At 57.2% G+C, this 24,039-nt stretch carries 23 protein-coding genes and 2 pseudogenes; 15 read left to right on the plus strand and 10 right to left on the minus strand.

The features are described from left to right. The first annotated feature begins 20 nt into the window (after positions 1 to 20). Positions 21 to 1,466 (plus strand): TolC family outer membrane protein, encoded by a 1,446-nt coding sequence (locus HB779_RS09815; protein ID WP_188345520.1) that lies wholly within the window; start codon positions 21 to 23, stop codon positions 1,464 to 1,466. Between the two features lie 214 nt (positions 1,467 to 1,680). On the opposite strand, the gene HB779_RS09820 is transcribed toward HB779_RS09815, so the two are convergent. After that, positions 1,681 to 2,514, minus strand: a complete 834-nt coding sequence (locus HB779_RS09820) for an SDR family oxidoreductase (RefSeq protein WP_188345521.1) — start codon at positions 2,512 to 2,514, stop codon at positions 1,681 to 1,683. 224 nt (positions 2,515 to 2,738) lie between these two features. Here HB779_RS09820 and HB779_RS09825 point away from each other — a divergent pair, with 224 nt between their 5' ends. From HB779_RS09825 to HB779_RS09835, 3 genes are all read left to right on the plus strand, one after another. Beyond that, on the plus strand, positions 2,739 to 3,317 hold the full coding sequence (locus tag HB779_RS09825) for a TetR/AcrR family transcriptional regulator (protein ID WP_188345522.1): 579 nt from the start codon (positions 2,739 to 2,741) through the stop codon (positions 3,315 to 3,317). A 185-nt stretch (positions 3,318 to 3,502) separates the two neighbouring features. After that, positions 3,503 to 4,282: a class D beta-lactamase gene (gene blaOXA, locus HB779_RS09830; RefSeq protein WP_188345858.1), complete on the plus strand. Its 780-nt coding sequence runs from the start codon at positions 3,503 to 3,505 to the stop codon at positions 4,280 to 4,282. Between the two features lie 54 nt (positions 4,283 to 4,336). Then, the gene (locus tag HB779_RS09835) at positions 4,337 to 4,774 is read left to right on the plus strand and encodes a VOC family protein (protein ID WP_188345523.1); all 438 of its coding nucleotides are present in this window, start codon (positions 4,337 to 4,339) and stop codon (positions 4,772 to 4,774) included. On the opposite strand, the pseudogene HB779_RS09840 reads toward HB779_RS09835, so the two are convergent. From HB779_RS09840 to HB779_RS09860, 5 genes and pseudogenes are all read right to left on the minus strand, one after another. After that, positions 4,775 to 5,408, minus strand: a pseudogene (locus HB779_RS09840) (LysE family translocator). Positions 5,409 to 5,498: 90 nt separating this feature from the next. After that, positions 5,499 to 5,924 (minus strand): DUF4440 domain-containing protein, encoded by a 426-nt coding sequence (locus HB779_RS09845; RefSeq protein WP_210302615.1) that lies wholly within the window; start codon positions 5,922 to 5,924, stop codon positions 5,499 to 5,501. Further along, the gene (locus HB779_RS09850) at positions 5,893 to 6,756 is read right to left on the minus strand and encodes a protein-L-isoaspartate O-methyltransferase (protein ID WP_188345524.1); all 864 of its coding nucleotides are present in this window, start codon (positions 6,754 to 6,756) and stop codon (positions 5,893 to 5,895) included. The genes HB779_RS09845 and HB779_RS09850 overlap by 32 nt, the downstream gene beginning before the upstream one ends. A 79-nt stretch (positions 6,757 to 6,835) precedes the next feature. Further along, positions 6,836 to 7,234 (minus strand): VOC family protein, encoded by a 399-nt coding sequence (locus HB779_RS09855; RefSeq protein ID WP_188345525.1) that lies wholly within the window; start codon positions 7,232 to 7,234, stop codon positions 6,836 to 6,838. Between the two features lie 54 nt (positions 7,235 to 7,288). Further along, positions 7,289 to 8,830, minus strand: coding sequence for a sodium:proton antiporter (locus tag HB779_RS09860; RefSeq protein ID WP_188345526.1), 1,542 nt, complete (start codon positions 8,828 to 8,830; stop codon positions 7,289 to 7,291). Between the two features lie 448 nt (positions 8,831 to 9,278). Between HB779_RS09860 and HB779_RS09865 the strand changes: the two genes are divergently transcribed. Together HB779_RS09865 and HB779_RS09870 are read left to right on the plus strand one after the other, a co-directional pair. After that, positions 9,279 to 9,848, plus strand: a complete 570-nt coding sequence (locus HB779_RS09865; protein WP_188345527.1) for a helix-turn-helix domain-containing protein — start codon at positions 9,279 to 9,281, stop codon at positions 9,846 to 9,848. Positions 9,849 to 9,854: 6 nt separating this feature from the next. Next, positions 9,855 to 10,379, plus strand: coding sequence for a GNAT family N-acetyltransferase (locus tag HB779_RS09870; RefSeq protein WP_188345528.1), 525 nt, complete (start codon positions 9,855 to 9,857; stop codon positions 10,377 to 10,379). Here the strand turns inward: HB779_RS09870 and HB779_RS09875 are convergent. Together HB779_RS09875 and HB779_RS09880 are read right to left on the minus strand one after the other, a co-directional pair. Next, a pseudogene (locus HB779_RS09875) lies at positions 10,376 to 11,998 on the minus strand (peptidoglycan D,D-transpeptidase FtsI family protein); the annotation flags it as partial. The gene HB779_RS09870 and the pseudogene HB779_RS09875 sit on opposite strands and share 4 nt — an antisense overlap. A 194-nt stretch (positions 11,999 to 12,192) precedes the next feature. Further along, the gene (locus HB779_RS09880; RefSeq protein ID WP_188345530.1) at positions 12,193 to 12,939 is read right to left on the minus strand and encodes a nucleotidyltransferase domain-containing protein; all 747 of its coding nucleotides are present in this window, start codon (positions 12,937 to 12,939) and stop codon (positions 12,193 to 12,195) included. A 160-nt stretch (positions 12,940 to 13,099) separates the two neighbouring features. Here HB779_RS09880 and HB779_RS09885 point away from each other — a divergent pair, with 160 nt between their 5' ends. The 5 genes from HB779_RS09885 (at position 13,100) to HB779_RS09905 (ending at position 17,496) form a co-directional block, all read left to right on the plus strand. After that, positions 13,100 to 14,029 (plus strand): ornithine cyclodeaminase family protein, encoded by a 930-nt coding sequence (locus HB779_RS09885; RefSeq protein ID WP_188345531.1) that lies wholly within the window; start codon positions 13,100 to 13,102, stop codon positions 14,027 to 14,029. Positions 14,030 to 14,267: 238 nt separating this feature from the next. After that, positions 14,268 to 14,447 (plus strand): hypothetical protein, encoded by a 180-nt coding sequence (locus tag HB779_RS09890; RefSeq protein ID WP_188345532.1) that lies wholly within the window; start codon positions 14,268 to 14,270, stop codon positions 14,445 to 14,447. Positions 14,448 to 14,627: 180 nt separating this feature from the next. Next, positions 14,628 to 15,683, plus strand: a complete 1,056-nt coding sequence (locus HB779_RS25655; RefSeq protein WP_305848991.1) for a calcium-binding protein — start codon at positions 14,628 to 14,630, stop codon at positions 15,681 to 15,683. Positions 15,684 to 15,755: 72 nt separating this feature from the next. Next, on the plus strand, positions 15,756 to 16,694 hold the full coding sequence (locus HB779_RS09900; RefSeq protein WP_188345534.1) for a calcium-binding protein: 939 nt from the start codon (positions 15,756 to 15,758) through the stop codon (positions 16,692 to 16,694). Beyond that, positions 16,678 to 17,496, plus strand: a complete 819-nt coding sequence (locus tag HB779_RS09905; protein WP_188345535.1) for a calcium-binding protein — start codon at positions 16,678 to 16,680, stop codon at positions 17,494 to 17,496. The genes HB779_RS09900 and HB779_RS09905 overlap by 17 nt, the downstream gene beginning before the upstream one ends. Before the next feature lie 175 nt (positions 17,497 to 17,671). On the opposite strand, the gene HB779_RS09910 is transcribed toward HB779_RS09905, so the two are convergent. After that, a complete protein-coding gene (locus HB779_RS09910) occupies positions 17,672 to 18,931 on the minus strand; it encodes a glycoside hydrolase family 25 protein (protein ID WP_244642510.1) in 1,260 nt (419 codons plus the stop codon). A 288-nt stretch (positions 18,932 to 19,219) separates the two neighbouring features. Here HB779_RS09910 and HB779_RS09915 point away from each other — a divergent pair, with 288 nt between their 5' ends. Beyond that, positions 19,220 to 20,992, plus strand: a complete 1,773-nt coding sequence (locus HB779_RS09915; protein WP_188345537.1) for an acyl-CoA dehydrogenase — start codon at positions 19,220 to 19,222, stop codon at positions 20,990 to 20,992. A 10-nt stretch (positions 20,993 to 21,002) separates the two neighbouring features. Then, complete coding sequence (locus HB779_RS09920) at positions 21,003 to 21,755, plus strand: crotonase/enoyl-CoA hydratase family protein (protein WP_188345538.1); 753 nt, start codon at positions 21,003 to 21,005, stop codon at positions 21,753 to 21,755. Between the two features lie 10 nt (positions 21,756 to 21,765). Here the strand turns inward: HB779_RS09920 and pdxH are convergent, their stop codons facing one another. Continuing rightward, positions 21,766 to 22,386: a pyridoxamine 5'-phosphate oxidase gene (gene pdxH, locus HB779_RS09925; RefSeq protein WP_188345539.1), complete on the minus strand. Its 621-nt coding sequence runs from the start codon at positions 22,384 to 22,386 to the stop codon at positions 21,766 to 21,768. Between the two features lie 144 nt (positions 22,387 to 22,530). On the opposite strand from pdxH, the gene HB779_RS09930 reads away from it, so the two are divergent. Further along, a complete protein-coding gene (locus HB779_RS09930; protein WP_188345540.1) occupies positions 22,531 to 22,881 on the plus strand; it encodes an RT0821/Lpp0805 family surface protein in 351 nt (116 codons plus the stop codon). A 148-nt stretch (positions 22,882 to 23,029) separates the two neighbouring features. Next, positions 23,030 to 23,950, plus strand: coding sequence for a DnaJ C-terminal domain-containing protein (locus tag HB779_RS09935; RefSeq protein WP_188345541.1), 921 nt, complete (start codon positions 23,030 to 23,032; stop codon positions 23,948 to 23,950). Positions 23,951 to 24,039: the final 89 nt, after the last annotated feature.

Below are 24,039 nucleotides of genomic sequence, written 5' to 3' on the forward strand. Positions count from 1 at the left end.
CATCGGCGGTTCGGAGCGCAATGTCTCTTTCAAATCGGAACGAACGGTTCGGCCAGCGCGAGTCCGTGTTCAAACTGTCGGAGAAATTGACCGTGTCCATAACAGCCAAGCGAAGCCTTACTGCGATCCTGCTGATGACTTCGGTTCTGACGGCGACGCCCTCCATGGCCGAAACGATCTTTGGTGCCATGTCGAAGGCCTATCAGAACAATTCCACTCTGAACGCCAACCGTGCCGGCGTGCGCGTGACGGACGAGAACGTTGCCATTGCCAAATCCGGCTATCGTCCCACGGTAAATGGGCAGGTCAAGGCTGGGTTGACCCGTTCGAAGGTTGATGGCCAGGATGCCGGAACGCGGGGTACGGCGACGGATACGCTGCAGGTCAACCAGATGCTGTTCGATGGTTTTCAGACCAAGAACAATGTTGCCGCAGCCAAAACCGGTGTGCTGGCGGCGCGTGAGGATCTGCGCGGCAGCGAACAGACGATCCTTTTGACTGCCGTTCAGGCCTATATGGATGTGTACCTCAACCGCCAGATCGTCGCCTTGCGCGAAAAGAACCTGGCCTTCCTGAATGAACAGGTGCGGTCAAACCGTGCGCGTTTTGATGTGGGCGAGGGAACACGCACCGACGTCGCGCAGGCTGAAGCATCGCAGGCAACCGCTGTTAACGACCGCAACACCGCCCGCGCCAATGTGAAAATCGCTGAGGCAACCTATATCCAGACGACCGGTTCCACGCCGGGATCGCTGTCGGCCGCCGCTCCAGCCAAGTCGCTGCCAAAATCGCTCACGCAAGCCTATTCGATTGCGCAGGCCAACCATCCGTCGATCGGCTCGGCAAAATTCAACACCGATTCCGCCGGATACAAGGTCAAGGTCAATGAGGGCGCACTGCTTCCATCCGCCGATCTGACCGGCACAGTCACCCGCACCGATATTTTCCAGGGCAGGACCAAGGTGACGCCGAACAATACACTGGGCTCGGCTTCGCTTAATGTAACGATTCCGATCTATGGCGCCGGCAAGACCGCTGCAACTGTTCGCCAGTCCAAGGAAAGTCTGGCGCAACGGCGTGTCGAAGTGGACGTGTCGTCAGACAGCGTCCGTCAGACCTTGGCATCGGCGTGGGCAAGCCTTGAGGCGGCGCGTGCTTCCATCGCCGCGCAGAGGTCGGTGGTGTCGGCGGCGCAACTGGCGCTGCAAGGCGTTATTGAAGAGCGCAAAGTCGGCCAGCGCACCACGCTGAACGTGCTGGAAGCACAGGGCACGGTTATCACCGCTCAATTGGCATTGGTGCAGGCCGAGCGCGACAGCGTTGTCTACAGCTATCAGGTTGTTTCAGCCTTGGGCCGTCTGACCGCCAAGGGCGTGGGTTTGCAGGTCGCCGAATACAAGCCGGAAGAGCATTATCAAGCCGTCGAGGACAAATGGGGCGGTGTCAAAACCCCAGACGGCCGGTAATTCTTAAAAGCTGTATTTCCAGAGTGCGTGGTTCGACAAGCTCACCATGAGGGATATGGGTTGGCTGCAGGCTGGTCATCAGCATTGCAGAATGTGAACACACTGCAACCCTCACTCTCCCTCATGGTGAGCTTGTCGAACCACGCATGCAGGTATTGCAAGATACAATTCGGAGCGCCCAGAGGACGCTCCGAATTTTGTTTTAGCCCATGCCTTATTTACCAACGGTATAGCGTGTGGCGGGTGCGCTGCGCTGCGTAGCGGACAGCAGCTTCAAGCGCGCTGCATCATATTCATTGAACAGTTCTATATCTTCGAGCGATGGCAGGGTGATCAATTCCCCCTGATCGAGACCCGCAAGTGCAGCATCGACACAGGCTTCCGGATCCATGACCGTGGTCGGATCCAGTCTGTCCAGCGGCACGCCGGAGAGTTCCCATATATCCGTCGCTGTCGCGGCTGGCAGGACGAGCTGCACGCGCACATTGGTTTCAGCCACTTCCTGTTGCAATCCACGGGTGAAATTCATCACGTAACCCTTGGTGCCGCTATAGGCACTGCTGTGCGGCAGGGTGTGGAAACTGAGAATGGAGCCAAGGTTGATAATGGTGCCACGGCCGCGCCGCTTGAAAGCCGGGAGTGCCGCAAGACTGAGCCGGACGAGTGCCGTAATATTTACATCGGTCATCGAATCCACATTGGCAAGCGGCGTATCGCCAAGGCTGCCGAGCGTTGACGTACCGGCATTGTTGACGAGCATGGTGATGGTTTCGCTGGTGGATAATGTCTTGGCAACTTTGTCGAGATCACCGGAGTTGGCCAGATCGGCCATAATCGTAGCGATATTCACGCCGTAGCGGCCACGCAATTCTTCAGCCAAAGCTTCCAGCCGGTCTTCCCGGCGGGCAACAAGGATGAGGTCGTAGCCACGTCCAGCTAGCCTGTCCGCATAGATTTTGCCAAGTCCGGCAGAAGCACCCGTCACGAGTGCTGTACCCTCTTTGCCGCCCGCTTTGTGTGTCGACGTCTTTTCAGTGGTGTTTGTCATTGTCATTCCAATCCAGTGTTCTGGCAGGCGTTCGGAACCGGCATTGGGAGCGAAATTGCCGGTCAAAGCTCCGCAATCGCGCTTCCGGGTGGCCGGAAGAGAGGTGTCCTGTCGATCTGTTGCACATTGTTCACTAAACATGATGATCATCATGCTTGAATTTTCTATACATGACGACTATCATGCTTGGTGTCAAGATACCCGGTCAGAAAATTGGAAAACCCATGCGCTACCCCGCCGCAGAAACCGCAGAAAAACATGAACGCATATTGGAGCAGGCCGCGCGGCTGTTTCGCGAGCGCGGCTTTTCCGGTGTCAGTCTCGGTGAAATCATGAAGGCAACGGGTCTGACCCACGGCCCGTTCTACAATCACTTCGCTTCCAAGGAAGAGCTGATGGCCGAAAGCATGCGGCACACGTCGCAGAAGGCGTTGAGCAAGCTTGAAACCATCGAGCCGAGCGAGGAGGGGAAGAACAGCTTCATCAACAGTTACCTCAGCCCTTCGCACCGCGACACCCCCGGCGATGGCTGTCTGATTGCCGCATTGGCGCCCGAAATCAGCCGGGAGCCGGGCGTGCGCGAACCGTTGACCTGCCATCTCTCGGCTTTTATCGATCAGATGGCGATGCAATTTCCCTGGCCGGAGGATAAATCCGCCCGCCAGCAGGCTATCCAGACAATCGCCTCGATGGTTGGCGGTCTTGTCATCGCTCGCGCCGTGGCCGATGAAACCCTGTCGCAGGAGATTTTGAGCGATGTTCTGGCCGGGTTGACCGGGTCTTCCTCTCCACAGCAGGGGTAAAATATGCGGTCCCCGTAGCTTTCGTCTCGGGCGGGATATTTACAATCTGCCGGGGGTAATATTCTGTTGGGCGGATCGGTCATTTTGCGAACAAATTGAGCCGGGAAATTGCGCGTGGAAACTGGAGTTGTTTTTTGATGCCGCAAACCACCGCCGGACTGAAATTTTGGTCTTTGACAGCCGCAATGATGATTGGACTGGGCGCTGGGCCAGCCTTATCCCAATCGCGGACAATCTGCACCGTCATTGCCGATGCCGCAACCGGGAACACTGTCGTCCGGCAGGGCTATTGCAGTGAACTTGTCACACCGGCATCGACGTTCAAGATCGCGCTCAGCCTGATGGGGTATGATTCCGGCTTCCTTAAAGATGCCCATACGCCGGAACTGCCGTATCGCGAGGGATATGCCGATTGGGGCGGTGAAAACTGGCGTCAGACGACAGATCCGGAGCGGTGGATGAAATATTCCGTTGTTTGGTTTTCGCGGCAGGTGACACAGTTTTTGGGCGAAAAGCGCCTGCACGCCTATGCGAGGAAGTTTGAATATGGCAATGCGGATGTTTCGGGCGATCCCGGCAAGAACAATGGTCTTGACCGGGCCTGGTTAAGTTCCTCGTTGAAGATTTCGCCGTTGGAGCAGGTTGCTTTTCTGCGCAAGTTCGTCAACCGGCAATTGCCCGTGACCCCGCAGGCTTACGACATGACGAACCAGATCGTGGAGGTCTGGCATCTCCCCAATGATTGGGATGTACATGGCAAGACAGGAACAGCGTTTCCCCGAAAGAAGGACGGAACGCCTGACGAAGCCCGCGCCTATGGCTGGTTTGTCGGATGGGCGGTGAAGGGCAAGCACGTCGTGGTGTTTGCACGGCTCATTCAGGATGACAAGAAAGATACGCAGACTGCCGGCTATCGCGCTCGCGATGCGTTTTTGCAGGAACTGCCGACGATACTGGATAGATAGGAATGGGACGCGATACCGTGCATTTCGACACGGCGACCATCCACGGAGATTGCCATGACTTCAGCGAGCATTCCGTTTTCCCTCGTCGGGATCGACCACGTGGTCTTTCTCGTTGACGACATGGCGAAAGCGCTCGCCTTCTATCAAGGCGTGCTCGGCTGCCAGCTTGGCTATACCTATCCGGCTCTCGGCATGGAGCAGGTCTGGTGCGGGTCGGCCTTGATCGTGCTGTGGGATATCACCCATCCGGGCGCGGAAAGTGCGGTCCCGCCGGTCGCGAGCGGGCGTAATGTCGATCATGTCTGCATTGCCACCAGCCCGTTCGATCATGATGCGTTGCGCGCTCATCTCGCCGCCCATCATGTGGAAATCGAGCGTGAGGCCATGCATGGCGGCGCACGCGGCATGGGCCATTCATTCTATTTCCGCGACCCGTTCGACAACAAGATCGAGCTTAAGGGACCTGCGGTTTATCCCGATGGGCGCGGCTGATCAGCTCTTCTGCAGGGCAAGGTGGACACCGAGCCCAACCAGCACCTGTGCCGCCGGCGCGTTGCATCAGACGCTGCGCGTGGCTGGAGCGCCGCAGCCGCGCAATCATCACCCCGGCCAGAAACACGCAGACGATATCCGCTGAGGAGAACATCAGATTGACGATGGTTCCAAGGATAACGAACTGCAGCCAGACGGGAAACGCTGCGGACGCATCGATGAATTGCGGCAGGAACGCCATGAAGAAAATCGCTGTCTTGGGATTGAGGATCTCGACGCTGATGCTTTCGAAAAAGGCGCGGCGTCCGGATTTGGGTTCAACACCGGGCACGGCAACATCGCCATGTGCCTTGGCGCGAAACAGCGAAATGCCGAGCCAGACCAGATAGGCCGCACCGCAGAATTTGACCACGAGATAGAGCAGCGGCACCGCGTGAAACAGCACGGACAATCCGGCTGCAGCAGCGAACACATGCACATAGCCGCCCAGATGAATGCCCAATGCCGCCATCAACCCTGACCAGCGCCCCCGCGCAATGGTCTGCGCCGCCGCATAAAGCATGGCCGGGCCGGGGATATAGGCAAAGATCGCCGTGGTGGCGAGAAAGGCGATAAGCAATTCGGTAGACGGCATGTCGTGGCTCCCCCTGCAATCCCGGTAAATTCAATACAGACTATAAACAATGCCTTGGTAAGGGAGGCAAGTGGCGTACTTGTTGCGCGCTCATATCTTATCGCGGGCTTGAGGTATCCAGGTGCCCTGATGAAATATCATCTGCCAGCGGCCGCCGATAAACTTCCAGATCGAACTTCGCAATGAATGCCGTTCCTGTCCGGTATCGCGAACTCTGCGAACACTGCGATAGGTCACCTGAATAATGCCTTCTGCGAGTGTGCGAACGGCAAAATCGGATGCTGAAAGGATTGGTGCATTCTCCATGGGTTCATTTGCAAGTGCGTCAACGATTTCCTGTTTGTTGTACACACCTCCGGAGGTGCCAAATTCGATAAAATCGTCCGCCAGCAGGTGGTTTACGATCAGGGGCGTTTTGCGTACGGCCTGGTCAAGGAGTCGCTCTTCAAGCAACTGCAACAGGTGCGCGATATCTTTCGGGGTATCACTCATATGCAAGACACCAATCAGATGCATGCAGCCAACATTGTTCTGCCGCGATATCACCGGTCCTGTAAAGCCGCGTCATGCGCCGGTAATCCCCTGATTTGAATGCAGTGGCGAGCGCTTTTTCCGATTCCGCATCGCGCATGCCTTCGCATGGAAAGATCGACACGGGTGATATCCATTGCGCCAGGAATTTTTCCGCCGCACGGGTGATCAGAAACACCGCGCCGTGCCGGCGTATATTGGCATCACTTCGGCTGAATCCTTCGTTCGTGGTCAACGGGAGGATCAGCCGCCCGCCATCCTTCAGCCTGTCGAGCCATGTTTCGGTGGGACGGGTTGCTCCGGCATTGACATAGATGACATCAGCGTCGTCGAAGGCAACGCTGCTGCCATCACCCTGAATCACTGATACATTCGGATACGGAGCCAAATTGACCGCAGCACGGGCAGCCAGTTCCGGGTTGAACTCGATTGCCGTCACACGGCCGGTTGGGCCTGCAAGCTCTGCCATGATGGCCGTGAAATAGCCGACTCCGGCACCGATATGCACCACGTGCTCGCCGTTGCGCGGCGCGGCTTGCCAAAGCAGATATGCGTGCAACGAAGGCTGACCATTGTTGATGTGCCGCTCCGGCAGAATGCCGACAAGGTCATTCGTATAGAGATAAACCGGATCGGCTGACGGTGTCCGGACATATTCTTTGAGCCTGCGGAGAATGGGCCACGGACCCGGCCCAAGAAATGCCTCTCTCGGCACCGTAGCGAAAGCATCCTCAATGCGCTTGTTGGTGATACGGGCAGCGGCGGAAATTTGCATGGCATAGGCGCGGCGTACGATCTTGAGTTCGTCTGGGGTCATCAGCAAAAACGGCTCCTGTGTTCCAAACTCATTCTGCTGCTGATTTTGCGCAGCGGTGGGATTTCATGGCAAGCGCCTATTACGCGGACGCATTAAAAACCGCTTCGATATGATGCCCGTCCGGCTCGATCACAAAGGCAGCATAGTAATGCGGGCCATAGTCGGGCCGCAGGCCGGGCCCGCCATTGTCCTTGCCGCCGTGTGCCAGCGCAGCAGCGTGAAATGCATCGATAGCCTGCCGGTTCGGCGCAGCAAAGGCGAGGTGAAAGCCGGGGCCGGGCGGGCGCTGACCCTCCGGCCGGTGTTTCAGTGCCAGCTTGTCACCGCCGCCGGGAAGCCCATACCCAACGGCCTGATCCGGCTCGCCTAGGCGGATATCCTCCCAGACCCTGACATATCCGAGCGGCGCAAGGGCCGCATCATAAAACACCGCCGCGCGGTCAAGGTCGCTGACGCCAAATGAAATGTGATGAAGCATGGGACGAGCCTTCCGGTGTTGAACAAAAAATGGCGGGCAGAAACGGGATATGGATCAGCCGTCGATGATCTCCAGTTTTTCCGGTGGCAGTGCAGCGAGTTCGGCAAAGTCGAGATCCTGCTCCAGCGCATGGAAAACATCATCGTCAATGGCGCCGCTGTGACGCATGGCTGCGAGTTTTTCCCGCTTGGCTGCAATCATCGTCAATTGCAATTGGTCGGTCTGGCTGACTGCCCGTGGATTGCGCCCGTCCGCAGCCAGAGCCCGCGCCTCTTCATAGGTTTCGCGCAGACGGTTCGCCACATTGTCATCGCGCTTGTCCAGCACCCGAATGGCTGTGTCGAGCAGCGTGACCCGGGCTTTGGCAAGGTCGGTCTCGAGCGAGGTATCCGGCTTGAAACCCAGCAGACGGATCAGCGGCCCGAGCGTCAGCCCCTGCACGATGAGCGAGCCAAGCACCACGGCCAGCGCGCTCAGCACAATCAGTTCACGCGATGGAAAGGCGGCGGGCAGCGCCAGCGCCGTCGCCAATGTCACCAGCCCGCGCATGCCGCACCATGACACTACAAGGCTCATCCGTAGGGGCGGGCGCGGAATCCGGCTTTCCGATGAGAGCAGGTAGTGCACCAGCCGGTTATAGGTGAGCACCCAGGCAATGCGCACCAGCACAACTGTGACGAACACAATGCCCGCAAACATCAGCGCGAAGGACAGCTCTTCCCGAGCAAGGTCCAGAACGATGGCGCGCGCCTGCAATCCCATGAGCAGGAAAGCGAGCACATTGAGCAGAAACACCGAGGCCTGCCAGACGGAATAGGAATGCAGCCGGGCCCGTGGCGCCTGCCGGGCAGGCACATAATGAGCGGTGGTCATTGCAAAGGCCACGACAGCAAGAATCGCCGAAAGGTGCAGGTGCTCGGCAATGATCCACGTGCCGAACACCGCCACGAATTCAAACAGGGTGCCCCCAAGCGTTCCCGCCAGATGCCGGGAAAACAGCATCGCTATTCTGGCGGAGACAAATCCGAAAAGAAGACCGCCCGGCACGGCAATAATCAGCAGCGGAATGAGATGCAGAAGGGTGCTTGCACCCATGGCAACTCCGACGGCCGCACTGAAAATCAGCAGCGATGTGGCGTCGTTGAGCAGGCTTTCACCCTGCAAAATCGCCACCGCCCGCCGTGGCAGGGCAAACCGTCCCAACATGGCGGCTGCGGCTGCGGCATCGGGCGGCGCAACGATAGCGCCCAGTGCAATGGCGGCGGCGAGCGGCAGGCCGCCGATGGATACGCCAACCCATGCCACTGCAGCGGTCGTGAGAATCACCACCCACACAGCCAGCGACACCAGCGGTACCCAGTCGCGGCGGATGGTGCGTGGCGGCAGGTCATAGGCCGCATCAAGCAGCGCCGGGGCGATGAAAAGCGCCATGGCAAGCTGTGGGTCGATGGAAATATCCGGTGCCCATGGCAGCGAAGCGACTATAACACCTGCCACGGCCAGCATGGTCGGGTAGGGCACTGCAAGCGTTCGGGAGAGCTGGAGGAAAATGATTGCCACCAGCATCAGAACCAGCATGTTTTCGAACAGCGCCATCAGCTGATTTCCCCCGGGTCGATGTGATATCTGTGATCGTTGGAGCCGCGCGTTGCAACGGTTTTATTTGAGTGCGGCCGTGTACACTGCTGCATGGCGGAACGTTAGATATTCCCGTGAGGCATTCATGCCATGATTTAAAGTCATTATTCACAGCCGTCCTGTTGTGCTCTTCTCCGGCTGTACATTTTTATAAAGCTGTTAAATACAGGAAAATATTGAACATTCGGTTCGAACGGTTTGGGGTTTGACCTGACCAAAGAGCCGGCAGTTTATACTGACCAATTTGAAGAATAGCGATTGCGCCGGGTTCCCTTTGGAGCCCGGCGCAATTGGTTTATTGGCAACCGCCAAGCGCCATCATCTGTTGAATAAAGAGGGAAGCCTTTATTCGTCAAAATGCTTTCGCAGATTGACTATATCTCATTATAGAGATAATTTCCCATATATGGAAACAGCAGCGGCAGATACCGACACTATCGACCAATTGATTGCCCGGCGCCTCAAGGGTTTGCGGGCGGAACGGGAATGGTCGCTGGATGAGCTTGCCAAGCGTAGCGCTGTCAGCCGTGCCACACTATCCCGGCTGGAAAATGCCGAGGTGAGCCCCACAGCCAATGTGCTGGGCAAACTTTGCGCTGCTTACGGCCTCACCCTGTCGCGGCTGATGCATATGGTGGAGGACGATTTCGTGCCGCTGATCCGCCATGCGGCGCAGCCGGTCTGGACCGATCAAAGCGTCGGCTTCCGCCGCCGTTCCGTGTCCCCGCCGGCCCAGACGCTGGCAGGCGAGGCGCTGGAATGCGAGATCGATCCCGGCGCACGCATCACCTATGAACAGCCGCCACGGCCGGGTCTGGAACACCATCTGGTAATGCTTGAAGGGCGGCTGCAGGTAACAGTCAACGGCCAAACGCACGATCTGCACCCGGGCGATTGCCTGCGCTACCAGCTCTTTGGCCCCAGTGCCTTTGCCACATCGGGGCAATCGGCGCGCTACATGCTTTTTATCCTTTGAGGCCCCATGACCACTGACATCGAGATTTTTACCGCTGACAACCTTTCTCACCATATCAAGGATTTGGGCATGCTGCTGCGTGCCTGCGTGCAGGACGGCGCCAGCATCGGTTTCATCCTGCCGTTTTCAGTGGAGGACAGCGAGGCCTTGTGGCGCGACAACGTGCTGCCAGCTCTGCGTGGCGGCAAGCGCATTCTACTGGTCGTGCGGGCAGGGGGAAGCATCGCCGGAGCTGGTCAGCTGGATTATGACACGCCGCCCAATCAGCCGCACCGGGCGGAGATACGCAAACTGATGGTGCATCCGGATTTTCGCCGCCGCGGCATCGCCAAGGCGCTTATGGCCGAGCTTGAACATCTGGCGCGTGAACTTGGCCGGGACCTGATCACACTCGACACCCGCACGGGCGACACGGCTGAGCCGCTTTACACGGATCTGGGTTATCAGACCGCTGGCATCATCCCCGGCTACTGCCGTGACGCGCATCATGGCCATCTCGATGCGACGACCATCATGTACAAAACACTTTAACAGGAATCCCGGCACGCTTCCTCGAACGACGGCATGACGCCCAGTATATTGGCGGAACGGCGGATGATTTCTGCGGCCATCGGCGCTGCGTTGAGACCAGCACCCGCTGCCGCCTGTCCGTCGACGGGCTTGGGCTCATCGATAATCGTCAAGACCACATAGCGCGGATTTTCAATCGGGTAGGCGGCGATGAAGGTGTTGAAGCGCACTTCCTTCGAATAACGCCCGTTGATGACTTTTTCTGCCGTACCCGTCTTGCCGCCAACGCGATAGCCCGGAACCTGGGTGCGGCTGGCCGATCCACCGGTGCCTTTCTGCGCATTGAGGCGATAGAGATAGCGCAAATCATCACTCGTCCGTTGGCTCACAACCCGCTTTGCCAGCTTCTTTGCCTCTTCTGCGCTGCGCGGCAGGAAGGTTGGCGGTAGGAGCAAGCCGCCATTCATCAGCGCCGCTGCGCCAACGGCCGTCTGCAAGGGCGTGGTTGCCATGCCATGGCCGAAGGAAATTGTGATCGAATGCACCTTTTTCCATACTTTGGGAGAAAACGGTTTTGCAACCTCGGGCAGCTCTGTTTTCATCGGATCAAGCAGACCCAGCCGTTGCAGGAATTCGCGGTGACCCTCGATGCCCACCATATCCGCTTCCTTTGCCGAACCGATATTCGAGGAAAACAGGAACACCTCCGGCAGCGTCAGCACCCGCCGCTTGCCGTGAAAGTCATGGATGGTCTGGCGGCCGATGGTGATCGGGCGGGTGGCATCAAATGTACTGTTCAGCGTCGCCAGGCCGGAATCCAGCGCCATCGCGGTGGTAAAGCTCTTGATCGTCGATCCCATCTCGTAAACACCGGCAGACATGCGGTTGAGACGATCCTTTTCCAGCGCATTGAATGGATTGTTCGGGTTGAAATCCGGTATGGAAGCCATTGCCAGCACTTCGCCCGTGCTGACATCCAGCACCACGGCGCCTGCGGCAATGGCGCGATAACGTTCGACGGCATTGACCAGAACATCACGCACCACATGCTGCACGCGCAGATCGACGGAGAGCCTGACCGGTTCCAGCGAGCGGCCATGGGCAAGACCGGCAGCGCGCAAATCGGTCAGGCCTTGCCCGTCAATATATTTCTCCATCCCGGCAATGCCCTGATTGTCGACATTGACGAGGCCGAGAATATGCGCGGCAGTCGGCCCGCCGGGATAAATGCGCGATGTTTCCGTGCGAAACCCGATGCCGGGAATGCCGAGGGCCATGATCTGGCTTTTGAGTTTGGGTGTCAGGCCGCGCCTCAGCCAGGCAAACCCGGCCTCGCCCTTCAGACGGCTATAGGTCTGTTCGAAATTGAGATCGGGCAGTACGGTTGAGAGCAGCTCGAAGGCTTCGTCGGGATCGATGATCTTACGGGGCTCGGCATAGAGCGACATGGTCTTGATATCCGTCGCCAGCACTTCGCCGTTGCGGTCGAGAATATCCGGACGGGCAGCCATTATCGAGCCTGTTGGGCCGGTATAATCGGCCGCTTCATCCTTCATGCCGTAAAAGACCAGCCGTCCGCCGATAATGCTGAAAATCCCGATAAAACAGGCCATGATTATGAGGATGCGGTTCTGGGCGCGTGGTCTGCTTTTGATCATGGTCTCGATGCAAATGTGCGAATTGTGGCGGATATGCCCAATTTAGCATCCTTTGTACCGCTCCAATTCTCATTATTCCGGAAATATCCAGTTAACCCTAACAGGTCGTAAATTATGAATTTTAGCGTGAATAACTTTTTGAAAACAAAGTTGCGTATAGCGGATGTTGAGGGTGTTCAGTCAGGCCTGTGCCGCATTTCTGCCAGTGCCATACGCTTGTCTCCGGCAAAGTAAGGCCCGCCATGTGGCGCGAGTTCGCGTTCGACGAATCCAACAATAGCCGCACACTCCCCGTTTGCAGCCATCCGGAACGCATCATCAAAACCCTGCGCCAATTCCTGATCCAGCTTGCCGAGAAGTTTTGGTATCCATTTGCCCTTGCCGGACCATGTGCCACGGCCAAGCAGCACAAGATCGGCGAGGGGCTGATAGAGTTGTGCCGCGATAGCCCTGATTTCAGCAGGGCTGCGCTCGCCCCGCAAATCGTCGAGCAGGTCAGTGATCTGATAGCGGATACTATCGCAGTGTTCGCCCGCAAACGGCCGTGGCCCAGCGGCAAGCTGGCTTCTCGCCGCCGCCTGCAGTGTATCAGCGCGGACGACATCCGTTCCCATCAACGTCCCGGAAGCAATCATATCGAGCATCAGGGGATGGCCGCTCTTCGCATCATTGTTGATGAACCAGGCAAGTGTTTCAGGATCATGCACAAAGGCTTCCACCGGAAAGCCATGGTCCACAAAGGACTCGCGCCAAGCCCTGTCCACCCGGTCGAACACCACCACGAGATCGATATCCGAGGACGCCGTGCCCTCGCCACGTATGATGGACCCAGCAGCGAAGGCGCAGGCCGCGCCTTCATAACGCAAAGCGAGCACATGTCTGGCCGCCGCCAGCGCATTTTCAATCTGTGTATTGTTGCCCATATCGCCTCTCTCCATTCTCGAGCACAGACTTAGTTGAATTTTCCGGACGGCTCCAGTGACGAGACATGGGCATTTTCAAAGATGGCCGCTCCACGAAAAAGTGCTTTTCCTCAACCGCACTTGAGGCGGTAGAAGGGACCGGCGATGAGCGGAGATGGACATGACACGTGTATTGAGAGACGAGGATCTGGCGGGAACGTCGATCATGCCAGTGGCCATCGAGGCAGTGGAAGCGGCGTTCGCTGCCAAGGCGCGTGGTGAAATTGTCGCGCCGCCTCGCCACAATGTATCTTTCGCTCCGCACGGCAATCTCGTCTTCACCTTCACCATCGGCGGCACGGTCGGCAATGCGCCGCTTGCCGGGTTTCGTGTTTACGACACCTTCAAGGGCCCGCAGCAGACACAGATTGTGGCGGTGTGGTCGGCGGATAATGCCGAGCTTCAAGGCATCATCCTTGGGTCACGACTTGGCAATATCCGTACCGGCGCCATCGGCGGCGTTGCCATCCGCCATATGAGCGCACCGGATGCCGGGAGCGTCGGCATTATCGGTAGCGGAGTTCAGGCCCGCACCCAGCTGGAGGCGGCGGCTTGCGTGCGTACATTGCAATCTGTGCGAGTCTTCAGCCGCAGCGAAGAAAACCGCAATGCATTTGCTGCCGAGATGGGTGAGCTTCTTAATATAAAGATTCAGACGGTTGCGACGGCGCGCGAAGCAGTGGAGGGTGCCGATATCGTCATCTGTGCAACCAAGAGCACGACGCCAGTGGTTGAGGCTGCATGGTTGAAGCCGGGTGCGCACATCAACACGGTCGGTCCGAAGCTTGTCCATGCGCACGAATTGGGCCTCGACGTCGCCGAGCGTGCCAATACCATCGCAACGGACTCGCCGGAACAGAATGCGGCTTATAACCCGCCCTTCTTCCTCGCAGGGTCGCCAGCCTATGCGCGCATGGTGGATCTGGCGGACATTGTCTCTGGCAAAATGCCTGCCCGTAGCAGCGCCAATGACATCACTCTGTTCTGCTCCACCGGCCTTGCCGGAACCGAGGTCCTGGTGGCGGCGCGTATTCTCGCCCTTAACCGGTAAAGTCTTTTGTCAGCGGAATAGATGAGAATATTGGGTATGAATTTTTTATATGAAAGCAGACACTTACCAAGCTGTCGCTCAATACAATTCAAAGATCAAACCATATTATTTCTATTTTTGAAGTATTATTTAATCACTAAAGTACAACTAAATTAATAGAGCGTTCTGTTGCTGATAGTTACTTGCGAATTCACATTTCTTATGCTTCCTTTCCGTCAGTTTTCGGGGGGTGGGTGCAATGGCGGAGATGGTGGACACTGGCGCTGGCAACGCGCTGCAAGGGACGGACAAGAGCGGTAATTCCAGCGGTTTTGACGGCAATCATCATCCCGACGATGGTCTCGGGGATGATGTTCCCTGTGGCAGCGACGGCATGACGTGCACGGTTTCATCTCTTCAGAACAGCCCCATCCTTTGAACAACTGACAACACCGTCAAGGGGATAAGCTCCCCTTTGCCGCTGCCGGTATTTGTGTGGAGTGAAGCAGCGGATGATCGGTGCTGGGTGAGGATTCCTGCGCGAAAAGTGCTCGTGCAGGACGCGTAAAATGAAAAACTGTGGCTCTGGCGTGTGACGCCGACAACGAGGATGAAGGCAATGACAAAGATCGTAGGAACAGGTGCGGGTGATACGCTGGCCGGAACCAGCGAGGGCGACCGGATTTGGGCTCTCGCCGGGAATGATCACGTGGATGGCGGCGACGGTGACGACATCATCGATGGCGGTGCCGGCAATGACGTTCTGACCAGTTCAAGCGGTTTTGACCAGCTTGACGGCGGCGACGGCGATGACAAGCTGGTGTTCAATGGCGTCGGCGGTGCGGCCCGTGGCGGCGCGGGCGTTGACTCGCTCGTAATCGATCTTTCCGGCAAGAATGATGCATTCACATTCAACAGCACCAGCGGCCATGCCAGCTTTGGCGACCCGACAGTGGCCGCTCATCATTTCTATTTCGTCGATGTCGAGCGCCTGGAACTTGCAACCGGCGATGGCAACAACACGATCATCGCAACCACCTTCGACCAGATCAATGTGCATACCGGCGCCGGTACCGACCATGTTGAGGGCGGCAATGGCAATGACAGTATCTGGGGCGGCGATGGCAAGGATGTGTTGCTCGGTGGCGGCGGCAACGACTCGCTGTTCGGCGAAGGCGGTAACGACAAGATTGAAGGCGGCAACGGCAACGACAGCATCTGGGGCGGCGAAGGCAATGACAATCTCGGTGGCGGCCGCGGCGATGACATGATCGACAGCGGAACCGGCAACGATGCCATCAATGGCGGTGATGGCAATGACATCCTGCTTGGCGGCGCGGGTGATGACGCCATCAAGGGCGGCAGCGGCATCGACCATCTGAGCGGCGGTGAAGGCAATGACACCCTGAGCGGCGGAACAGGCGCGGATGTATTTGAATTTGCCTCGGGCTCCAGCAATGGCGTCGATCACATCACTGATTTCGATACGAATGGCGGCGATGTGATCAATCTGCATAATTTTAGTCAGATCCACGATTTTGACAGCTTCATTGCGGCCTCGCATGACACGGCAGGCGGCGTCTTTGTCAGCTTCGATGGCAGTGACACGAACGGTTTCTTCATCGACCACGTTACGGTGGCGGACCTGTCGCATGACGACGTGACCTTCAGTTGAGTTTGAGATTGCGCCCGTCCCAAACCTGGGGCGGGCGCAACGTTTCACGAGGCATTTGGGAGGACGGATGCTATGGCGAAGATTATCGGTACTGGAGCAAGTGATACTCTAAACGGAACGGATGAAAGCGATCGCATCTGGGCTCTCGGCGGCAATGATGTCGTGGACGGCGGCGCGGGTGACGATATTGTCGATGGCGGCGCAGGCAATGATACGCTGACCACCTCAAGCGGTTTCGACCAGCTGACGGGCGGAGATGGTGACGACCGGCTTGTTTTCAATGGCGTTGGCGGCGCGGCACGTGGCGGTGCCGGGTTCGACACGCTGGCCGTTGATCTTTCCGGCAAGAGTGCCGGATTTACCTTCAACGGTTCCAGTGGCCACGGCAGTTTTGGCGATCCGGCAATTGCTGCCAATCATCTCTATTTTGTGGATATCGAACGGCTGGAACTCACCACCGGCAGTGGCAATGACCGGATCATCGCCACCACAATCGGCGAAATCAATGTTCATACCGGCGCGGGCGACGACCGTGTCGAAGGCGGCAATGGCAATGACGTCGTGTTTGGCGGCAATGGCCGCGATATGCTGTTCGGCGGCGGCGGCAATGAGGAACTGCATGGCGACGCCGGTAATGATTACATTGATGGCGGTGACGGCAATGACCGGATTTGGGGCGACGCGGGCAATGACAGCCTAGCGGGCGGGCGCGGTGATGATCAGATCGACGGCGGCATCGGCAACGACAATCTCAACGGCGGTGACGGCAATGACCGGCTCGAAGGGGCCGATGGTGATGATATTATCAAAGGCGGCGGCGGTATCGACAGCCTGTATGGAGGCGCCGGAGACGACCATTTGATGGGTGGTGACGGGAGCGATAGCCTTTATGGCGGTGGCGGCACGGATCATCTCGAAGGCGGTGAAGGCAACGATTATCTTGAAAGTGGCGGCGGCTGGGCCACGCTTGAGGGGGGGCAACGGCAACGACTCTTTGGTCGATGGCAGTGAGGAAGTGTATCTGGGCGGCGGTGCAGACATGCATGGCGGCGCTGGAGACGATACATTTTACGTGTATTCCGAGGGCATGGTGGGCGTTTTGGATGGCGGTGAGGGCTACGACAAGGCTGTCATTGATTTCCACGCGCCGGATCAAGGCTTCGTATTCGACGCTGCACCCTACGCCACGATCGAAGAGTTCAAGGTAACGGTGACCACCGGCTATAACGGTGTCACGCTATATGGCGGCGATGGCAACGATCAGTTCGCAAGTTATGACTCTTATAAGGGCGGACCGAGCGGCAATGATTATATGGATGGCCGTGGCGGCGATGATGTGCTTTACGGCGGTAGCGGTGCGGATCATTTGATTGGCGGCGACGGCAATGATATCCTTGACGGGGACTACGGTGTTTCGGGCATTCCCAGCATCTATACCGACACGCTGGAAGGCGGCGCTGGTAATGACACCCTTTATGGTGGTCTGGAGTCGGACATCCTCGATGGCGGGATCGGCGCCGATACGCTGAATGGCGGCAGTGGTGCCGATACTTTCGTCTGGGATGAAGCCACAGCCCGCCTGAACGGCGGCATCGACCACATTACCGACTTTGATACGGCGGGCGGCGATGTGATCAGCCTGCGCGGATTTGCTTCGAGCAGCACCGGCATCCACGATTTCGACAGCTTTCTGGCTGCCTCCCACGATACTGCCGCAGGTGTCTATGTCAGCTTCGATGGCGACACCAATGGCATCCTTATCGAAGGGGTGACGCTGGCTGATCTGTCTGCGGACGACGTGATGTTCAGTTAGCGCTGCGAGTGGTTCGACAAGCTCACCATGAGGGAGATGGGTGGGCTGCAAAACTAATCGGCAACATTACAGAACCCGCACATCATCTGCATTGCAGAATATGACTCCCTGCAATCATCACTCTCCCTCATGGTGAGCTTGTCGAACCACGAACCACGCATAATGGGAATGCAGCTCAATTTCGAGCTAAAGTAGTCTGCATATAATCCGGCCAGTCCACATGGATGCTGCCGATTTCATCAAAACAGAAACCTACCATGCTGGCGACAAGCCTGCTGTCAGGGTGGTCAGATTTCTCCACCGGTTTCTGCAAGCTCGCGCGGACGGTGTCCACAGTCAGCTTGAGTGGCTTCTGGCTGGGTGGGCTGTTCGTGACTGACGCCGTCAGCATTGTATCGATGGTCTCCGGGGTTTCGCTCATATGATCAAAATAATCCTGACCATCGGCAAACAGGCGCGCCGTTGCACTGGCAAGCATCTGCGGTATCTGCAACAGAGCGCGATAATCAAGCAACGGCGGTTCCATTGAGGCCATCAGGATGTCGTCCGGTGCTGTTGGACGCTCGCCCGGCATCGGCATGTCATCCGGCAGTATGGCAGGAACCAGATTATCGAACGGCCACGCCTGTTTCAGCTGCGCCACGCTCATATCCGCAATGTTCACGTCGATATCCCGGTTGGTGCCCGCCGGGCGATAGGGACAGCGCGTCTTCGTGCAATTGTTTTGCGAGGTGAATTGCCACAATGCATAGTCCTGCCAGTTGCCCTTCGGAAAATGTGGGGCGATGTCGGTCTCATAACGTGCATACCAAAGTTGCAGGCGTGAGAGCACCGGATATTCCAGCCGGTGATCGGCAATGTATTTTGCCGTCGTGCCATTGGTATAGAGAACGGGATAGCGGCCGGTGCGCAACTTGATCTGCTCGACAAATATCTGACCGTCCTGCAGCGACATGAATTTCGCCGGGTCATTGTCTTCGATATCGATCGCCATCAGTTCGTCGCTGGCCGGTTCGGCATAGTCGATAAAATGGTTGGCCTGTTCGATCGGATTACCGGGACGGGCGAGGTGGTAGGAGCCCCATTTGAGTCCCAGTGCCTTCGCCAGTGCGCGGCGCGTGTGATAAAGCTCACGCGACACGGCATAGTTGCGCCAGATGCGACGGCAGATTTCCTGATCCTTGACATCGGCAATGCGGCTGCAATGATAATTGGCCGGCATGCCGTCCGAGCCTTTGTGGATAAAGGCGGCGACACGCGGGTCTTTTACGATCTCTGGCAGATCGAAGGAATTGTGTTCATAGCCATCGAGAACGATAGCGCGATCCTGATTGGACCAGGGCGTCTGGAATTGCGAGTCCGCGCGGGAGGAGGCGCTGGAAAGGAGCGCAGTGACAATGGCAGCAAAGGCAAAAACCTGTGTGCGGATCGTCAAATGTTGGTTCCCCTCACACCTCGTTGTTGAGTTGTCGCAAAAGCCCGAAAGAACAGCGTCGTTTACTATGGTTAAAAAGCAGTAAACCATCGGGTACAGGGACCTTTTTCACGGCAAGGCCCGCCCAATTGTGGCGAAAAGGTGGAAATCACTGACGTGAGTGACTTGGAAATAACCGGTGAAAGACTTGGACGGCGGTTTTTCTTACGTTTACGTAAAAATCCACTTGCCTTGACCGTTTGGGAATTGCAATGTCGCGCCATCACTGGATGAGGAGACATGTGATCAATGTACCGGGCGCCCGTCGACGAAATCGCACATACTCTCAAGAAAATTGCCGGACTGGATGAGGCCATCGCCGCGGGGCGTTTTGGCGACCTTTCCGATGATCTGGTCGATGCCATTCTGGAGGAAGCCGGAAAGTTCGCTTCGACCCGCGTTGCGCCGTTGCTGGAAGTCGGCGACAAACATGGAACGCCGCTGAAGAATGCGGAAGTCACCATGCCTCCGGGTTGGAAAGACGTTTATAATGAATGGGTTGGCGCTGGCTGGAATGCTCTGACGGGCAAAGAGGAATTTGGCGGGCAGGGCCTGCCGATGATGCTGGCCATTGCCGCGCTGGAGATGTGGAACTCCGGCTCCATGGCTTTCGGTATCGGACCGACCCTGACGCTCGGCGCGATTGAAGCGCTGGAAGCCCATGCTACGGATGAACTGAAACAAACCTATCTGCCGAAGCTGGTTTCCGGCGAATGGATGGGCACGATGAACCTCACCGAACCGCAAGCAGGCTCCGACGTGGGCGCCCTGCGCACCCGTGCCGAGCGGCTGGATGATGGCACCTACCGCATCTTCGGACAGAAGATTTTTATCACCTATGGTGAGCACGATCTTACTGATAACATTATACATTTGGTGCTGGCGCGTCTGCCGGACGCCCCTGCCGGAACCAAGGGAATCTCGCTGTTTCTGGTGCCCAAATTCTTTGTGAACGCTGACGGCTCGCTTGGGAACCGCAACGACGTGTTCTGTAGCGGTGTCGAGCATAAGATGGGCATTCATGGCTCGCCAACCTGTACCATGATCTATGGCGACGACTTCCCGAAATCCGGTACACCCGGCGCTATCGGCTGGCTGATCGGCGAGGAAAATCGCGGGCTGGCCTGCATGTTCACCATGATGAACAATGCCCGCCTTGCAGTCGGTATTCAGGGCGTTGCAGTCGCCGAAGCCGCGTATCAGAAGTCGCTGTCTTATGCGCAGGAGCGCCGCCAGATGCGCGCGCCGGGTTGGACAGATGAGGGCATGAGCCCGATCATCGAACACCCCGATGTGCAGCGTAACCTGTTGACAATGAAGGGTTTAACCGGCGCTGCGCGTTCGATCTCCTATGCCTGCGCCCATGCTTTGGACATGGCAAGGACCGCTTCCGGCGAGGATAACCGGCACTGGGCCGACCGTGCCAATCTTCTGACCCCGGTTGCCAAGGCGTTTTCGACGGATATCGGCGTTGATGTTGCCTCAATCGGTATCCAGATCCATGGCGGTATGGGTTTTATCGAAGAGACGGGCGCAGCGCAGTTCCTGCGCGATGCCCGGATAGCGCCGATCTATGAGGGTACAAACGGCATTCAAGCCATTGATCTTGTTCAAAGAAAACTGCCACTTAGCGGCGGAAGCCATGTGAAGGATTACATTGCCGAACTGCGCGCCGTCGCTGAAGCCGTGTCGGCCAGCAACAGCGCTGACTTCGGCGAAACAGGCCAGCGTCTGCAGGCCGGGCTCGACGATCTCGAAGCCGCCACGCTTTGGCTGCAGCAAACCCTTGCTGACGGTAAGATCAGCGATGCGCTGGCTGGTGCAACGCCTTATCTGCGCCTGTTTGGTCTGGCCGCCGGTGCGACCTATCTCGCCAAGGGTGCGCTGGGCGGAGACAATGCCGGGCGTACAGTTCTGGCGCGATTCTTTGCCGAAAATCTTCTCAATGAAACGTCGGCACTGAAAGATCGCGTCCTCCATGGTGCGCCGAGCTTGCGCGGTGCCCGTGCGGCTCTCCAATAAAGGAAAAACCATGTCAGATCATATTGTTATCGAGCGTCATGGCGCCGTGCAGGTCATTCGCATGAACCGGCCGGACAAGAAGAACGCCCTGACCCGCGCCATGTATGCGGCCATGACCAAGGCGCTCGTTGATGCCGATGCGAACCCGGAAATCCGCGCCAATGTCTTCTTCGGCGTGCCCGGTGCCTTCTCGTCCGGCAATGATCTGCAGGACTTCATGGCTTTTACCACTTCGGGGACTATGGGAACTGAAGTCTTTGATTTTCTTATTGCTTTAGCGAATGGCAAGAAACCGGTTGTTGCCGGTGTCGATGGTTTGGCGATTGGTATCGGCACCACGCTCAACTTCCATTGCGACCTGACATTTGCCACGCCGCAATCCCTGTTCAAGACGCCGTTCGTTGATCTTGGCCTTGTGCCCGAGGCTGGTTCCAGCCTGCTCGGCCCCGCATTGATGGGCCGTCAGCAGGCGTTTGCCTTTCTCGCCGTCGGCACCGGTCTGAGCGCTGCGGAAGCCAAAGAAGCCGGTCTCGTCTACAAGATCGTCGAGGCTGATCAACTCGAAAGCACCGTTCTGGCCGTGGCGACAGAAATTGCCGCCAAGCCGCCGGAAGCCATGCAGATTTCGCGCGATCTGTTGCGCATGCCGCGCGCCGAAACCGTGGAACGCATCAAGCTTGAAGCCGGTCATTTTGCTGAGCGGCTTCAATCAGAGGAGGCCCGTAACGCCCTGATGGCTTTTCTGACGCGCAAGAAAGGCTAAAGCGCGCGTTTTAGGGGTAAAGGCGGGTTTTGCCCCAATCGCCTTCCGCCGCCTCGCGACTGAAGACAACACGGTCGTGCAGCCGAAATGGCCGGTCGTGCCAGAATTCGAACGAAGTCGGGCGTATGCGAAAGCCGGACCAATGTTCCGGACGCGGTATTTCGCCAATGGCATAACGGGCGGTGTATTCAGCCACCGCCTTTTCCAGGGCAAAGCGGCTTTCGAGCGGGCGTGACTGCTTTGATGCCCAGGCACCGATACGGCTTCCGCGCGGGCGTGTCTTGTAGTAGGCGTCGGCTTCCGCGTCGCTGACAATCTCCACCGGTCCCCGGATACGCACTTGACGGCGCAGTGTTTTCCAGTGAAAACACATGGCAGCTTTCATAGAACCAAGAATTTCCTGACCCTTTTGACTTTCAAAATTTGTATAGAAAACAAAGCCTTGTTCATCAAATCCTTTAAGAAGAACCATGCGAACATCTGGTAATCCATCCGCGTCCACTGTGGCGAGCGCTACAGCATTGGGATCGTTGGGTTCGGTCTTCACCGCGTCCTTCAGCCATTCATCGAAGAGGGCGAAAGGTTCGCTTTTTTCGGTAAAGTCATCGGTTGTTAACTTCATTTCACCCATAGTCATACCTGATTGAGCTTGTTAAAGAGAGATATGCGTTTGGCACTGGCAATACCAGATATCAAGAACAACAGGGCGAAAATTACGGTGCGGACAGCGCCGTTCGCGGCTGTTTTTGCGCTTTTTCTTCTTTCTGGCTGTGCCATGAAAAGTTTCAGCATTGAGAATGCGGTTCCTGACAAGGCGACCGTCACCGGTTCGGTCGCTCCAGCGCCTCAGGCTGATGCCAAAGGTGCGGCAGACCAGTCAACAGTCCGCAACATTGTCTCGGCCTTGAACTTCACGGAATGGGGCAACAAGCCTGTGCCGTGGTCAAACCCGGAAACCGGCAGTCAGGGCACTATCACAGCCATTGCCGAGAAAAAGACCGATGCGGGCCTTTGCCGCGAATTCCAGACATCACGCGAATCTTTTGATGGCGTCATGCTCTACAAGGGTGAGACCTGCATGCAGAACGGCGGTCAGTGGGCATTGAAATCCTTCGCCCCGATGTGATTATCTGCGATTGAGTGATAATTCTGATCGAATCGCGAGATATTCGCAGATTTCTTGACGGAAAGTCTGGAATTTCTTCCTATTGGTGAGCATATAACGGGCGAACACTCCCAATGCACTTCCGTTCTATGCGAGGAAAGGCACACACATGCGCGATCCATATACCGTGCTGGGCGTCGCCAAGACGGCGAAGCCTGAAGAAATAAAGTCGGCGTTTCGCAAGCTCGCCAAAAAATATCATCCCGATCAAAATCAGGATGATCCGAAGGCGCAGGCAAATTTCTCGGAAATCAATCAGGCCTATGAAATCATCGGCGACAAGGATCGCCGGGGGCAGTTTGATCGCGGCGAAATCGACGCAGAGGGCAAACAGAGGGCTCCACAGGGCTTCGAGGGTTTCTCCGGCGGCGGAGACCCGTTTGCTGGCTTCGGCGGTGCCCGCGGGCCGCGTCCGGGTGGTTTTGATTATCGCAGCGGCAGTTCGGGCTTTGGTGCCGAAGATATTCTAAGCAGCCTGTTTGGTGAAGGCGCAGGTGCCTTCGGCGGCGGTGGCGCCCGGCGCGGCGCTCCGCGCAAGGGCACGGATATTCAGGCGACCATTGATATCACTCTCGAACAGGCGGCCGGGGCTGAAAAGGTCGAAGCAGTCTTCCCGAATGGCAAAAGACTGGCAATCAAACTGCCTGCACAGGTCGAAAACGGTCAAACGATTCGCCTGAAAGGACAGGGCGAGGCGGTTTCAGGTGGCACGCCGGGCGATGCATTGGTAACAATCCGTTTTAAGCCACATCCAAAATTCAGGGTGGAAGGTCAGGACCTGCATCTCGATTTGCCGGTGTCCTTGAAGGATGCCGCGCTTGGCTCGCGGCAGGAAGTCGAGACTTTGAGTGGCCGTGTAGCGGTAAAAATAGCGCCTTGGACCAGTTCTGACAGGGTTTTACGCCTGAAAGGCAAGGGATTGCCGAAAAAAACAGATGGGCATGGCGATCTGTTTGTTCATGTTCGCGTCATGTTGCCCGAGCATGGTGATGCCGCATTGGAAGCATTTCTGCGCGATTCGAGTCTCTGAAAATCAACGGTTCCCGAAAATCCTTGACGAAACTGACACGATGCTTGAAGCCCGGCGCGGGCTGTGCGATACCGCAAATCAATCATATG

Origin of the sequence: Phyllobacterium sp. 628, assembly GCF_014189505.1 — a bacterium.
Taxonomy (GTDB): Bacteria; Pseudomonadota; Alphaproteobacteria; order Rhizobiales; family Rhizobiaceae; genus Phyllobacterium.